Here is a 14,907-nt window from a genome sequence, read left to right on the forward strand (position 1 = left end):
GGTCGTGCTGGCGCGCAAGCTGCTGCGCATTGCCTTTGCTGTGTGGCGATCGGGCAAGCCGTTTGATGCTCATCGCATCACCCCAAGCGCTTGACTCGAACCATAGAACCTTCGCCGGGCCACTGGAGGCGTCCCCCTTGGGGGGAAGGCGCGAAGCGACTCAGGGGGGCTACTTTTCCTTGCCCATCACCAGGTCCGGCAAGATCGTCACGACCTGCGGGAACACCGTGATGATCGCGATGCACACGACCAGGCACAGGAAGAACGGAATCGCAGCGCGCGCAATCGTGTTGCTGTCCTTGCCCGTCATGTTCTGCAGCACGAAGAGGTTGAAACCCACCGGCGGCGTGACCTCGGCGATCTCGACCAGCAGCACGATGAAGATGCCGAACCAGATCAAATCGAACCCGGCCTGCTGGATCATGGGCAGCACCACCGCGCTGGTCAGCACGATCATGCTGATGCCGTCGAGCGCCGTGCCCAGCACCAGGTACACGATGACCAGCACGCTGATGAGCGCGAACGGCGACAGGTGCATGGCGTTGACCCACTCGGCCAGTTCGCGCGGGATGCCGGTGAAGGCCATGGTCTTGGTGAGGAACGCGGCGCCGGCCAGGATGAACATGATCATGCAGCTGGTGCGCGTGGTGCCCATCAGCCCGTCCTTGAAGTTCTGCCAGGTGAGCGAGCGGCTCCAGAGCGCCAGCCCCAGCGAGCCCACCACGCCGTAGGCCGCGCATTCGGTGGCGGTGGCGTAGCCGGTGATGAGCACGGCCACGATGAAGACGATGAGCACGCCCACGGGGATCAGGTTGCCGGACTTGCGAATCTTCTCGCGCAGCGTGGAGGGCGGGTCGGCCGCAGGCACCTTGTCGGGGTTGCGCAGGCTCCACCAGCCGATGTAGCCCGAGAACAGCAGCATCAGCAAAATGCCCGGCAGAAAGCCCGCAAGGAAGATGCGGATGATGGACGCATCGGCCGCCACCGCATACACCACCATGGTGATCGACGGCGGGATCAGAATGCCCAGCGTGCCGGCCGTGGCCAGCGAGCCCAGCGCCAGCTTCTCGTCGTAGCCACGCTTCATCAGCTCTGGCAGGGCCACCTTGCTGATGGTTGCGCAGGTTGCGGCCGACGAGCCCGACACCGACCCAAAGATGCCGCAGCCCAGGATGGTAGTGTGCATCAGCCGCCCCGGAACGCGGTTGAGCCAGGGGCGCAGGCCTTCGAACATCTCTTCGGACAGCTTGGTGCGAAACAGGATTTCGCCCATCCAGATGAACAGCGGCAGGGCGGCCAGCTCCCAGCTCGCATTGCTCTCCCAGAACGCCGAGAACAAATTCTTGGCCGGCTGCGTGGACGTAAAGAACGCCTGCCCCACCCACCCGCAGATCGCCAGCGTCATCGCAATCCACACGCCACCGGACAGCAGCACCAGCATGAGCAGCAGCAACACGCCACCCACCATCAAGATATCCATATCGAACTTTCTGGACTGCAGGGCGCCATGCGCGATGCAGCCTGTTGTTATCGGTATTCACACCACGCGGCCATCGCGCCGCGCGTCCCACCCACCGCAAAAACTGGCGCGGCAAACGCGAGTGCCACCGTGGAACCGGCTCCGCCGGGCCACCGGAGGCGTCCCCCCTCAGGGGGAAAGGCGCGCAGCGCCTCAGGGGGGCTTCCTAGATATCAGACGAAAAGTCACCCTTGGCATGGCGTTCTTCCACAGCCCGCACAAAGGTCGGCACGCCACCGCGCAGCACGATGATGAATTCATCCACCACGGCCACCCACAGCAGCACCGAGCCGATCGCAAAGCTCAGCTGCGGAATCCACAGCGGCATGGGCAGCAGGCCCTGGGAGATGTCGTTGAACTCCCAGCTCTCGTACGTGTAGCTGCAGGCCGCCCACATCAGGTAGCCCACTGCCACCGATGCGATGGCGAGCGACACGACCTCCAGCTGGCGGCAGCGGCGCGGGGACAGCTTTTCCAGCAGCAGTGTCACGCGCACGAAGTCGCCGTGCTTGAATGCATGGGCCATCGCAAAGAAAGCCGCGGCCGCGCAGAACCAGGCCACGATGTCGTTGATGGCGCCGGTGCGCAGGCCCACCTCGCGCATGATGCTCTGCGCGATCATGAGGATGCAGATGAGGGCGATGAACGCAGCGCCCAGGGCGCCTGCGGCAAGGTAGAGGCGGTCGAGCCAGCGGCGCAGCATATGGATGCGGGCCTACTTCTTGGCCTGCACGCCAGGGACCGGACTGCTCTTGCGGTAGCTCGCGACGATGGCTTCACCGTCCGGGCCGGCCTTCTTGAGCCAGTCGGCCAGCATGATCTCGCCGACCTGGCGCATGTCGGCCATGAGCTTGGGCGCGGGCGTCACGATCTTCATGCCCTTTTCGATCAGTGCCTTCTTGTACCACTCGGTCTTTTCCTCGCTGAGCTTCCAGCCGCGCGACTCGGCCTCGGCCGAGGCCTTGAGCAATGCGTCCTGGCTGGGCTTGTCCAGCGCATCGAAAGCCTTCTTGTTCACGATGACCGCGTTCTTGGGCAGCCAGGCCTGCGTGTCGTGAAAGAGCTTGATGCTTTCGTAGATCTTGCTGTCGTAGCCGGTGGAGCCCGACGTCATGGTGGCCTCGACCACGCCCGTTGCCAGCGCCTGCGACAGCTCGGCCGCCTGGATGGTCACCGGCTGCGCGCCGATGAGCTCTGCGATCTTGGCGGTGGCGGGACTGTAGGCGCGCCACTTGATGCCGCGCAGGTCGGCCACCGAGGCCAGTTCCTTCTTCGAATAGATGCCCTGCGGTGGCCAGGCCACGGCGTACAAAAGCTTCATGCCCTGCGTGCCCAGCAGCTTGTCGAGGTAGGGCTTTTGCGCTTCGTACAGGCGCCTGGAGTCCGCATACGAGGTGGCCAGGAAGGGGATGCCGTCCACGCCGTACAGCGCGTTCTCGTTCTCGAAATTGCCCAGCAGCACTTCACCGGCCGGGGCCTGCCCGCCCTGCACGGCGCGCTTGATTTCGTTGGCCTTGAACAGCGAGGCGTTGGCGTGCACCGTGATCTTGAGCTTGCCGGCCGATGCGGCATCCACATCCTTGGCGAACTGCATCAGGTTCTCGGTGTGGAAGTTGCTCACGGGGTAGGCGGCGGCCAGGTCCCACTTGGTCTGCGCCATCACGGAGGACGCGGTGAAACCGAAGGCCAGGGCCAGGCCAAGCGCTGTGGCGGGGAGGATTCGACGCTTCATGGAGAGCTCCGCAAGTAAGGACGTGGGGTGAAAGGACTGTCGGCGACTGTATAGAAACCAACCCATGGCGACATAGGTGTTTTGCCTAAACGCTGACAAATTGCCAACAAATTATTGCCATGGTGCCTACAATGGCTTGCATAACCCGTGCCAGTTTTTCCCGTCCACCACAAGGTTCGCTGTCCATCATGAAATCCGGCTCCAAGGCCAAGGGCGATTCCGGCCCCATCGTGTCGTCGGCGCACCTGGTGTCCGCGCAGAGCGCGGAGCTGAGCGAGTTCGAGTTCGGGCTCATCGTGGCGGGCAATGCCTTTCACCGTTGGGTGGCGCACTGCATGTCGGCGGCGGGCCTGAAAGACCTCACGCCACTGGATGTGCTGGTGCTGCACCACGTGACGCACCGCGCACGGGACAAGCGCCTCGCCGACATCTGCTTCATCATGAATGTGGAGGACACGCACCTGGTGAACTACGCGCTCAAGAAGCTGCAGAACCTGGGCGTGGTGGCTTCGCAGAAAAACGGCAAGGAAGTGACCTACGCCGCCACTGACGTGGGCCGCGCCTACGTGCAGCGCTACCGCGAAATCCGCGAGAGCTGCCTCATCGATGCGCTGCACGCCGACGACTCCCTGAACCGCGACATCGGCGAGCTGGCCCGGTTGCTGCGTGTGCTGTCGGGCATGTACGACCAGGCGGCGCGCTCGGCGGCGTCGCTGTGACCGCCGCCACGCCGTGGTTTGAATAAAAATCTGCCCTACCGCTTGATGAACAAGCGCCAGCAGCTATCAAAATAGTAGCAAATGTCCCATCAACCTTCCCCCATGTCCCGCTGGCAGTTCTGGATCGACCGTGGAGGCACCTTCACGGACGTGGTGGGCCGCCGGCCCGAATCGGACGGCACGTTCACGCTGGTCACCCACAAGCTGCTGTCCGAGAACCCCGAGCAGTACAAGGACGCTGCGGTGGCCGGCATTCGCCACCTGCTGGGTTTGAAGCCCGGCGAGCCGGTGACGCCTGCACAGGTCGAGTGCGTGAAGATGGGCACCACTGTGGCCACCAATGCACTGCTGGAGCGCAAGGGCGAGCCCACGCTGCTCATCACCACGCGGGGCTTCAAGGACGCGTTGCGCATTGCGTACCAGAACCGCCCGCGCCTGTTCGACCGCCACATCGTGCTGCCCGAGCTGCTCTACAGCCGCGTGATCGAGGCGCAGGAGCGCGTGGGCGCGCAGGGCGAGGTGATCGAGCCGCTGGACGAGTCCCACCTCAAGGAGCGCCTGTGGGCCGCCTACGACGCGGGCCTGCGCAGCGTGGCCATCGTGTTCATGCACGGCTACCGCTACACGGCGCATGAACAGGCCGCAGCGCGGCTGGCGCGCGAGGTGGGCTTCACGCAGGTGAGCAGCTCGCACGAGACCAGCCCCATGATGAAGTTCGTGAGCCGCGGCGACACCACGGTGGTGGACGCGTACCTCTCGCCCATCCTGCGCCGCTACGTGGACCAGGTGGCCAGCGAGATGCCGGGCGTCAAGCTGTTCTTCATGCAGTCGTCCGGTGGCCTTACCGATGCGGGCACCTTCCAGGGCAAGGACGCCATCCTGTCCGGCCCGGCCGGCGGCATCGTGGGCATGGCGCGCACGGCGGAGCTGGCGGGCCACGCGAAGGTCATCGGCTTCGACATGGGCGGCACGTCCACCGATGTGAGCCACTACGCCGGCGCGTTCGAGCGCGAGTTCGAAACCCAGGTGGCGGGCGTCCGCATGCGCGCGCCCATGATGAGCATCCACACCGTGGCCGCCGGCGGCGGCTCCATATTGGGATTCGACGGTGCGCGCTTTCGCGTGGGCCCCGAGAGCGCGGGCGCCAACCCCGGCCCGGCCAGCTACCGCCGCGGCGGCCCGCTGGCCGTGACGGACGCGAACGTGATGGTGGGCAAGATCCAGCCCGCACACTTCCCGCACGTCTTCGGCCATGCGGCCAACGAGGCGCTCGACGGCGACGTGGTGGCGCAGAAGTTCGCGCAGCTGGCGGTGCAAAGCGGCCGCTCGCAAGAGGATGTGGCCCACGGCTTCATCCAGATCGCCGTGCAGCAGATGGCCAACGCCATCAAGAAGATCAGCGTGGCGCGCGGCTACGACGTCACCCGCTACACGCTGCAGTGCTTTGGCGGCGCGGGCGGCCAGCACGCCTGCCTGGTGGCCGATGCACTGGGCATGACGCGGGTGTTCGTCCACCCGCTCGCCGGCGTGCTCAGCGCCTACGGCATGGGACTGGCCGACCAGAACGTGATCCGCGAGCAGGCGGTGGAAATCAAGCTGGCGCCGGACGCACTGCCCGGCATCGAAGCCACGCTCGACGCACTGGCCGCCACCGCGCGCACCGAACTGGAGCGCCAGCAGGCCGGCAGCAGCACGGCCGTGGTGCACCGGCGCGTGCATGTGCGCTACGAAGGCAGCGACTCGGCGCTCATCGTCCCCTTCGGCACGCAGGCCGAGATCACCGCGGCGTTTGAAAGCGCTTACCGCCAACGCTTTGCTTTCCTTATGCAGGGCAAGGGCCTGGTGGTGGAGGCTGTATCGGTCGAGGCCGTGGTGCCCGGCGATGCACCCGTTGAGCCACGCCACACGCTGCAGCCCGCGCGCGAGACGCCGCACCGCGGCATGGTGCGCATGTACACGGGCGGCATTGATGGCGTGCCCGCGTGGCACAGCGCCCTGCTGGTGGTGCGCGAGGACCTGCGCCCGGGCGACGTGGTCCCCGGCCCGGCCATCATTGCCGAGAAGAACGCCACCACCATCGTCGAGCCCGGCTGGCAGGCGCAGCTGACCGACCTGGACCACCTGCTGCTGGACCGCACCGTGGCGCGCGCCGTGCAGCACGCCGTGGGCACCACGGTGGACCCGGTGCTGCTCGAAGTCTTCAACAACCTGTTCATGAACATCGCCGAGCAGATGGGGCTGCAGCTGCAGAACACGGCGTACTCGGTGAACATCAAGGAGCGCCTGGACTTCAGCTGCGCGCTGTTCGACACCGCAGGCAACCTGATCGCCAACGCGCCGCACATGCCGGTGCACCTGGGCTCGATGGGCGAGAGCATCAAGACCGTCATCCGTGACAACGCTGGCCGCATGCAGCCGGGCGACGTGTTCGTGCTGAACGACCCGTACCACGGCGGCACGCACCTGCCCGACATCACGGTCATCACGCCGGTCTACCTGGAAGACAACGCCGAGCCCACGTTCTACGTCGGCAGCCGGGGCCACCATGCGGATGTGGGTGGCATCACGCCGGGCTCCATGCCGCCGTTCTCGACGCGCATCGAAGAAGAGGGCGTGCAGATCAACAACGTGAAGCTGGTCGAGCGCGGTGTGCTGCGCGAGGCAGAGATGATCGCGCTGCTGGAAAGCGGCGAATACCCCAGCCGCAACCCGCAGCAGAACATGGCCGACCTGCGCGCGCAGATCGCCGCGAATGAAAAGGGCCAGCAGGAGCTGCGCCGCATGGTGGGCGAGTTCGGCCTGCCCGTCGTGCTCGCGTACATGAACCACGTGCAGGACAACGCCGAGGAATCGGTGCGCCGCGTGATCACACGCTTGAAGGACGGGCAGTTCACGCTGCCGCTGGACAACGGCGCGCAGATCAGCGTGGCAGTGCGTGTGGATGCGGCCAGCCGCAGCGCCGAGATCGACTTCACCGGCACCAGCCCGCAGCAGACGCACAACTTCAACGCGCCCACGGCGGTGTGCATGGCCGCGGTGCTGTACGTGTTCCGCACGCTGGTGCAGGACGACATTCCGCTCAATGCGGGGTGCCTCAAGCCGCTCAAGGTCATCATCCCGCCGGGCTCCATGCTCAACCCCAACCCGCCGGCGTCGGTGGTGGCGGGCAATGTGGAGACTTCCACCTGCATCACCAACGCGCTGTATGGCGCGCTGGGGCTGATGGCGGCGGGGCAGTGCACCATGAACAACTTCACCTTCGGCAGTGCCAAGTACCAGTACTACGAGACCATCTCGGGCGGCAGCGGTGCGGGTGGCGTGTGGGATGCGGCGGGCCAGCTCACCGGCGGCTTTGCGGGCAAGAGCGTGGTGCAGTGCCACATGACCAACTCGCGCCTGACGGACCCGGAGATCCTGGAGTTCCGCTTTCCGGTGCGGCTGGAGGGCTACGAGATCCGCAAGGGATCGGGCGGCAACGGGCAGTGGAAGGGCGGCGACGGCGGTGTGCGCCGCGTGCGTTTCCTGGAGCCCATGACGGCCAGCATCTTGTCCAACGGCCGCCACCACGGCGCATTCGGCATGGCCGGTGGCGGCGCGGGCGCGGTGGGCATCAACAAGGTAGTGCGCAGCAACGGCAAGACCGAGCTGCTGGACCACATTGGCCAGGCCGAGATGCAGCCGGGCGATGTGTTCGAGATCCACACGCCAGGGGGCGGCGGGTTCGGGGCCATCGGCTTGAAGTAAGGGACAAGCTACCTGATGAGCGGCTGGCCTCGGGCTTCATATTCCCTGGTCCGAACGGGTGGGGGAGGTTTTGAGAACTGTGGTCCTAACAGTCTCCTACCGCTGGACCTGCAAGCGCCAGCAGCTATCGAATCAGGAGCATCAGACGCGCACGTCCTGGGGCGCTGTCGATGCCGGTTCGGCCTCGGGCTTGGGCTGGCTCAGCGTGGGTGGCACCGGCGGATGCCCCATCTGGCGCGCCCGGAACAGGGCCGCGCGCATCAGAAAGATCGACATGATCGGCACCGAGATCGCCACGAACACGGCGATCAGCAGCGCATGCAGCGCCAGGCTGCGGTCGGCCACCGAGAAGTACAGCACCGTGCCGTGCATGATCAGCCAGCAGCCCAGCGTGGCGATGATGGACGGCGCGTGCACCCGCTCGAAGAACGTGGGCAGGCGCAGCAGGCCCGACGAGCCCAGCAATGCCAGGCCAGCGCCCGACAGCACCAGCACGGCGACGATGATCTCCAGCCACAGGGGCAGGGTGGTGGCGGCGTCCGTCATTCGATCACCTCGCCGCGCAGCAGAAATTTGGCCATGGCCATGGAGCCCACGAAGCTGAACAGCGCCAGCAGCAGCGCGGCCTCGAAGTAGTTCTTGCTGCCGTACAGCAGGCCCAGCACCAGCATCACCAGCATGCCGCTCAGGTACATGCAGTCGAGCGCCAGCACGCGGTCCTGCGCCGAAGGGCCCTTCAGCAAACGGATCAGCGCGCAGCCCATGGCCATCGCCAGCATGAAGAGCGCAACGGGCAGGGCCCAACTCAGGACGGGGGTGGTCATTCGAAAATCTCCATCAACGGGGCTTCGTAGCGCTGCTTCACATCGGCAATGACCTGGGCGGGGTCGTCCAGCTCCAGCACATGCAGCAGCAGCACGCTGCGGTCCAGCGACAGCTCGCCCCAGGCGGTGCCGGGCGTGATGCAGACGATCATGGCCAGCACGGCCAGTGCGTTGGGGTCCCGCACGTCGAGCGGGATGTGCACGAAGCCCGATGGATGCCGACGGCGGCCCGGTGCGAGCAGCAGGCGCGCCACGGCCAGGTTGGAGCGCGTGGTGTCGGCCACCACCGTGAACGCCAGGCGCAGCACCGCGCCAGGATTGCGAATGCGCACTGGCAGCGGGCGCAGCCCGGCCGTGAGCAGCGGTATGGCCAGCGCGAGTACGCCGCCCAGAACGAAGTGGCCGGCGCTCAGGCTGCGGTTGAGCAGCAGCCACAGGCCCAGCAGCGCCAGCGACAGCAGCGGCGCGGGCACCAGCCGCTTGAAGGGGCGTTGGGATGTACGCGACGGCTTCATGGTGCGCTACCTCCTGGCAAGACCGCAGGTGGGGGTGGGTTGGGCACCGGCTGGGCCGTCATCACGGCGCGCACATAGCCCGCGGGTGCGTGCAGCGCGTCGGCAGTGGCCTGGGTGTAGCGCATCACCGCGCCGGCCTGCCACACCAGCACACCGCAGGCCGTGAGCAGCAGGGCAATGGGCAGGCCTTCCAGCACCAGCAGCTTGGGCACGGTGCGGTCATGCGCCGCCCAGAAATGGCGGATGCCCGCCCGGGTCAGCGCCAGCAGCGCCAGCAGGCCCGAGCCGATGAGCAGCGCCACCAGCGCCCAGCCTTCCGCGCCCAGGTGGAACCCTTGCGACGAGGCCAGCCCCAGCGGGTTGAGCAACGCATGGATCATGGCGAACTTGCCCACGAAGCCGGGCAGCGGCGGCAGGCCCGCGATGACGAGCGTGCAGGCCATGAAGGCCAGGCCCAGAAAGGCCACGGCCGCAGGGATCACTTGGCCGATGAGTTCTTCTTCGCGGTCATCCAGGTTGATGCCATCGGTAGGCACCAGGTCGGCCGACAGAAAAGGCGCGTCGTCCGTCTGCTCGTACGCGGCCAGGTTGGAGCCATCGTTGCGCCAGCGGTCGATCAGGTCGGTCAGCAAGAACAGCGCGCTCACGGCCAGCGTGGAGCTGAGCAGGTAGTACAGCAGCCCGGCGGTGAGCAGGTTCTGCCCGAAGCCCACGGCCGCCAGCAGCGTGCCCGACGACAGGATGGCCGCAAAGCCCGCCAGGTGGCCCAGCCGCTGCGATCCGAGCATGCCGATGGCGCCGAACGCCATGGTCAGCAGGCCCCCGCCGATGAGCCACTGGCTCCCGAACTGGGCCGAGTCGCCCGCCTCGGCGCCGAACAGCAGCGTCCACAGGCGCAGCACGCTGTACACGCCCACCTTGGTCATGAGCGCGAACAACGCACCCACCGGAGCCGTGGCCGCGCTGTACGCTGGCACCAGCCAGAAGTTGAGCGGCCACACGGCAGCCTTGATGAGAAACGCCACGGCCAGGATGGCTGCCGCTGCATGCAGCAGGCCGCGGTCCGAGGCTGCCACCCCGGCGATGCTGCGCGCCAGGTCGGCCATGTTCAGCGTGCCGGTGATGCCGTACAGCATGGACACGCCGATCAGGAACAGCGAAGACGCCGCGAGGTTGATGGCGATGTAGTGCAGCCCCGCCGACACACGCGGGCGCCCCGAGCCGTGCAGCAGCAGACCGTAGGAAGCCGCCAGCATGATCTCGAAGAACACGAACAGGTTGAACAGGTCGGCCGTGAGAAACGCACCCGCCAGCCCCATGAGCTGGAACTGGAACAGCGGGTGAAAGTGCACCCCCGCCCGGTGCCAGCGCGCCGCCGAAAACAGCACGGTGGCCAGCGCCACGGTGCTGCACAGCACCAGCATCATGGCCGACAGCCGGTCCACCGCCAGCACGATGCCGAACGGCGCAGGCCAGTTGCCCGGCAGGTACACACCCAGGCTGTTGTGAAGCCCGGGGTCCTTGGCCTGTATCAGCAGCAGCACCGCGATCACCAGGCCCATCAGGGTCGAGACGATATTGAGCGTGACCTTGGTGCGCTGGCGCTCTTCGCGCAGCAGCAGCATCAGCCCGGCCGTGAGCATGGGCAGCGCGATGGGCGCGAGGATCAGGTGCGGCATCAGCCGCTCCAGCAGAAATTGCATAGACGTCATGTCAGGTGTCCAAGGCGCAACGCATGGAAACTGGCACGCTCCAAGCCAGAGCAGCCTATCAAGGGCAGCCCCGGAGCGAGGGCTGCGTCCCCCTGCCCGCAGCGCGCCGCGCTGCGAGAGCGGGGGCTGAGAGCCGCGGCTCCAAGCCTGCCTGCGCAGGCTTGGACGGCCTCGAAGGGCCGTCGCCTCTGGCGACTGCACGGAGCGGGAGAGCGCCTCAGGGGGGTGTTCTTCATCACGGCATTTCCTGGGAGTCTTTTGAGCTGGTGCCATCCACATGGTCGGTACCGGCCATGCCGCGCGACGCCAGCAGCACCACCAGGAACAGCGCGGTCATGGCAAAGCCGATCACGATGGCGGTGAGCGTGAGCGCCTGGGGCATGGGGTCGGCGTAGTGGGCCAGGTCCTTGGGCAGGCCGGGCTGCAGCACGGGCTCCTTGTCGATGGCCAAGCCCAGGCGGCCCATGCTGAAGATGAACAAATTGACCGCGTACGACAGCAGCGACAGCCCCATGATGATTTGAAAAGTGCGGGGCCGCAGCAGCAGCCACACGCCCGATCCGGTGAGCACGCCGATGGCCAGGGCGAGTATCAGTTCCATGGGCCTTCTCCCTGCGTTGCGACGTCGGATGGTTCGGCGGCCTGTGCCTCTTCGGCAGGGCGCGCGTTGTTGTAGCGGTGGCTGCGCACCGACTGGTGGGCGATGCCGGTGAGGATGAGCATGGTCGAGCCCACCACCAGGGTGAACACGCCGATGTCGAAGAACAGCGCGCTGGCCACATGCACTTCGCCCACGAAGGGCGGGTGCAGGTGGGCCGTGTGGCTGGTCAGGAAGGGGTAGCCCCACACCCAGGCGCCCAGGCCCGTGGCCAGCGCGGCCAGCAGGCCCACGCCGATCCAGCGGCGCGGGTACAGGGGCAGGTGCGCCTCCACCCACGAGGTGCCCGAGACGATGTACTGCAGCAGCAGCGCCACCGAGAACACCAGCCCGGCCACGAAGCCGCCACCGGGCTCGTTGTGCCCGCGCATGAAGAGGTACATCGACACCAGGGTGGCGAACGGCAGCATCAGGCGCACCAGCACGGCGGGCACCATGAGGTAGCCCACGGCGGTATCGGCCGTCTGGCGCGGGTTGGACAGGTCGGTGTCAACGTCGGCGGGCAACGCGCGCTGCTGCGGCGGCAGGTCCATGACTTCGCGTGCCGGGCGAAAGCGCCGCAGCAGCGCATACACCGTGAGCGCCACGATGCCCAGCACCACGATCTCGCCGAAGGTGTCAAACCCGCGGAAGTCCACCAGCATGACGTTGACCACGTTGGTGCCACCGCCCTGACTGAGCGCGTTTTCGAGGAAGAAGGTGGAGGTGCTGTCGGGGAAGGGCCGGCTCATCATCGCGAACGACAGCAGGGCCATGCCCGCGCCGGCGGTCAGCGCCAGGGCCATGTCGCGGTAGCGGCGCAGCTGGGTGCGGCGTTCTTCGGCCAGCGTGGGCTTGCGCAGCGTCTCGTCGCGCCGCGGCAGCCAGCGCAGGCCCAGCAGGATGAGGATGGTGGTCACGATCTCCACCACGATCTGCGTGAGCGCCAGGTCTGGGGCCGAGAACCACAGGAAGGTCAGGCACACGCACAACCCCGCGCCACCCAGCAGCGTGAGGGCGGCCAGGCGGTGGTATTTTGCCTGCCAGGCCGCCGCCATGGCGCACAGCGCGCCCAGCAGCCACAGCAGCGCGAAGGCGGGCGACAGCGGCAGCTGCGTGCGGTCGCCAATCGGCAGGCCCCGCGACCACAGGGGCAGCACGCAGGCCAGCAGCGCTGCACCGACGAGCCACAGCATCATCCACTGCAGGCGCCCGGTGCCCAGCAGCCTGCGGCCGTGGCGGCCCGCCTGGCTGATGGTGGCCAGCGTGTGCTCGAACACACGCTGGCCACTGATGCGGTACATGAGCGGCGGTGCGTCGACCGTGCCGTTCTCGCGCTGGCGGCGCAGCAGCGCATATAGGGCAATGCCGCCGCCCAATGCGATCAGGCTCATCACGAAGGGCGTGTTGAAACCGTGCCAGACGGCCAGGCTGTAGACGGGCAGCTCGCCCCCCACCACCGGTCGCGCTGCGGCGGCCAGGTACGCACCGACCGACCACGACGGCAGCACGCCCACCACCAGGCAGGCCAGCACCAGCAGCTCGACGGGCACGCGCATCCAGTGTGGGGGCTCGTGCGGTTCGCGCGGCAGGTCGGTGGCCGCAGGGCCCCAGAACACATCCACCGTGAAGCGCAGCGAGTACGCCACGCTGAACACGCCCGCGATGGTGGCCGCCACGGGCAGCAGCCATTCGAGCAGGGGTGTCGTGTTCACGTACACGGTTTCGGCAAAGAACATTTCCTTGGACAAAAAACCGTTGAGCAGCGGAACGCCGGCCATGGCCGCACTGGCCACCATGGCCAGCGTGGAGGTGATGGGCATCATCCGCCTGAGGCCCGACAGCCGCCGGATGTCGCGCGTGCCGCTTTCATGGTCCACGATGCCCACGGCCATGAAGAGCGAGGCCTTGAAGGTCGCGTGGTTCATGATGTGGAACACGGCGGCCACGGCGGCCAGCGGGCTGTTCAGGCCCAGCAGCAGGGTGATGAGGCCCAGGTGCGAAATGGTCGAATACGCCAGCAGCCCTTTGAGGTCGTTCTGGAACATGGCCGCGTAGCCGCCCACCAGCAGCGTGCACAGGCCTGCGCCCCCCACCAGCCAGAACCACTGCTCCGTGCCCGCCAGCGCCGGCCACAGGCGCGCCAGCAGAAACACGCCCGCCTTGACCATGGTGGCCGAGTGCAGGTACGCCGACACCGGTGTGGGCGCGGCCATGGCGTTGGGCAGCCAGAAGTGGAAGGGGAACTGCGCGCTCTTGGTCAGTGCGCCCAGCAGGATCAGCACCAGCGCGGTGGTGTACAGCGGGTGGCTCTGGATGAGCTGGCCCGCCGCGAGCACGTGGTCCAGGTCGTAGCTGCCCACGATGTGGCCCAGCACCAGCATGCCCGCCAGCATGGCCAGGCCGCCGGTGCCGGTGACGGTCAGCGCCATGCGCGCACCGCGCCGCGCATCTTTGCGGTGGTGCCAGTAGCCGATCAGCAAGAACGAGAACAGGCTGGTCAGCTCCCAGAAGAACGCGATCTGGATGATGTTGCCCGACAGCACCACGCCGACCATCGCGCCCATGAACGCCAGAAAGAACGAGAAGAAGCGCGGCACCGGGTCGGCGGCCGACATGTAGTAGCGCGCATACAGCACCACCAGGCTGCCCACGCCCAGCACGAGCATGCAGAACATCCAGGCAAAGCCATCCATGCGGATGACGAGGTTCAGGCCCAGGGCGGGCAGCCATTCGATGTCTTGCCGCAGCACGCCGCCGTCCGCGATCTGCGGAAAACACAGCGCCACCTGCACGGTGCAGAACACGGCGATCAGGCCCGCCAGCGTGGACTCTGTGTTGCGGGCATTGGCAGGCAGCACTGCCGCCAGCAGGCTGCCGATGAAGGGGAGGAGGATGAGGGTGATCAGGGGCATGCCCCAACGATTTTAGGGGCATGACTCAAAGACCCTGCCCAGGCCTTGCCGTGGGGCTGTGCAGAGCGCCAAAAAAACAAGCCCGCGGAGGCGGGCTTGCAGCTTGGAGAGTGTGCTTAGTTTTTGCTAGCGCTGGCCGCAGGGGCCGCGGCAGGGGCCTGGGCTGCAGTCACCGGGGTAGCGGTGGCTGAGGCGGGCGTGGCAGGGGCCTTCGCCTTGCGCTCGTCCGCAGCGCCGTCGTGCTTCTTCGGGTGGGCGTTGCTCTTGCTTTTGGCTTCGGCCTTGGCGGCGGCTGCGGCGCTGTACTTCTTGCCGTTGACGGTGAGGCCTTCCTTGGAGAAGTTCACCGCGCTCTTGTTGCCCACGCCGCCCACACGGCCGATGAAGTCGCTCCAGTCCTTGAACGGCGCGCTGCGGCGTTCGTCCAGGATGCGGCCCGACAGCCCGGGGCCGATGCCCTTGATGCCGTCGAGCTCGGCTTCGGTGGCGGTGTTCACGTCCACCGCAGCGAATGCAGCGGCAGCGCACAGGGTGGCGATGAGGGCGAGCAGTTTCTTCAGCATGGTGGGGGTCCTGCGGTTTTCTGGGAG

12 protein-coding genes are annotated in these 14,907 nt (G+C 66.9%); 2 read left to right on the forward strand and 10 right to left on the reverse strand.

Annotated elements, in window-relative coordinates:
* Positions 1 to 169: 169 nt before the first annotated feature.
* The 3 genes from ASF16_RS08490 to ASF16_RS08500 form a co-directional block, all read right to left on the reverse strand.
* Entirely contained in the window at positions 170 to 1,480 is a 1,311-nt protein-coding gene (locus ASF16_RS08490) for a TRAP transporter large permease (RefSeq protein ID WP_200912615.1), read from the reverse strand.
* Positions 1,481 to 1,685: 205 nt separating this feature from the next.
* Positions 1,686 to 2,222 carry a TRAP transporter small permease gene (locus ASF16_RS08495; protein WP_056165298.1) on the reverse strand — a complete coding sequence of 179 codons (537 nt, stop codon included), beginning with the start codon at positions 2,220 to 2,222 and terminating at the stop codon, positions 1,686 to 1,688.
* Between the two features lie 12 nt (positions 2,223 to 2,234).
* Positions 2,235 to 3,251 carry a TRAP transporter substrate-binding protein gene (locus ASF16_RS08500; protein WP_056165300.1) on the reverse strand — a complete coding sequence of 339 codons (1,017 nt, stop codon included), beginning with the start codon at positions 3,249 to 3,251 and terminating at the stop codon, positions 2,235 to 2,237.
* Positions 3,252 to 3,439: 188 nt separating this feature from the next.
* Between ASF16_RS08500 and ASF16_RS08505 the strand changes: the two genes are divergently transcribed.
* On the forward strand, positions 3,440 to 3,970 hold the full coding sequence (locus ASF16_RS08505; protein ID WP_056165302.1) for a winged helix DNA-binding protein: 531 nt from the start codon (positions 3,440 to 3,442) through the stop codon (positions 3,968 to 3,970).
* An 81-nt stretch (positions 3,971 to 4,051) separates the two neighbouring features.
* Entirely contained in the window at positions 4,052 to 7,714 is a 3,663-nt protein-coding gene (locus tag ASF16_RS08510) for a hydantoinase B/oxoprolinase family protein (RefSeq protein WP_056165304.1), read from the forward strand.
* Between the two features lie 141 nt (positions 7,715 to 7,855).
* On the opposite strand, the gene ASF16_RS08515 is transcribed toward ASF16_RS08510, so the two are convergent.
* The 7 genes from ASF16_RS08515 to ASF16_RS08545 form a co-directional block, all read right to left on the reverse strand.
* Positions 7,856 to 8,260, reverse strand: a complete 405-nt coding sequence (locus ASF16_RS08515) for a monovalent cation/H(+) antiporter subunit G (protein ID WP_056165305.1) — start codon at positions 8,258 to 8,260, stop codon at positions 7,856 to 7,858.
* Positions 8,257 to 8,538: a K+/H+ antiporter subunit F gene (locus tag ASF16_RS08520; RefSeq protein ID WP_056165308.1), complete on the reverse strand. Its 282-nt coding sequence runs from the start codon at positions 8,536 to 8,538 to the stop codon at positions 8,257 to 8,259. Before ASF16_RS08520 ends, ASF16_RS08515 begins: the two co-directional genes overlap by 4 nt.
* On the reverse strand, positions 8,535 to 9,053 hold the full coding sequence (locus tag ASF16_RS08525) for a Na+/H+ antiporter subunit E (protein WP_056165309.1): 519 nt from the start codon (positions 9,051 to 9,053) through the stop codon (positions 8,535 to 8,537). Before ASF16_RS08525 ends, ASF16_RS08520 begins: the two co-directional genes overlap by 4 nt.
* Positions 9,050 to 10,765, reverse strand: a complete 1,716-nt coding sequence (locus ASF16_RS08530) for a monovalent cation/H+ antiporter subunit D (protein ID WP_056165311.1) — start codon at positions 10,763 to 10,765, stop codon at positions 9,050 to 9,052. Before ASF16_RS08530 ends, ASF16_RS08525 begins: the two co-directional genes overlap by 4 nt.
* Positions 10,766 to 11,000: 235 nt before the next feature.
* Entirely contained in the window at positions 11,001 to 11,366 is a 366-nt protein-coding gene (locus tag ASF16_RS08535) for a Na+/H+ antiporter subunit C (protein WP_056165314.1), read from the reverse strand.
* On the reverse strand, positions 11,357 to 14,317 hold the full coding sequence (locus ASF16_RS08540; RefSeq protein WP_056165316.1) for a monovalent cation/H+ antiporter subunit A: 2,961 nt from the start codon (positions 14,315 to 14,317) through the stop codon (positions 11,357 to 11,359). Before ASF16_RS08540 ends, ASF16_RS08535 begins: the two co-directional genes overlap by 10 nt.
* A 116-nt stretch (positions 14,318 to 14,433) precedes the next feature.
* Complete coding sequence (locus tag ASF16_RS08545) at positions 14,434 to 14,880, reverse strand: helix-hairpin-helix domain-containing protein (protein WP_056165318.1); 447 nt, start codon at positions 14,878 to 14,880, stop codon at positions 14,434 to 14,436.
* Positions 14,881 to 14,907: the final 27 nt, after the last annotated feature.

Source organism: Acidovorax sp. Leaf78, assembly GCF_001422735.1.
Lineage (GTDB): Bacteria > Pseudomonadota > Gammaproteobacteria > Burkholderiales > Burkholderiaceae_C > Acidovorax.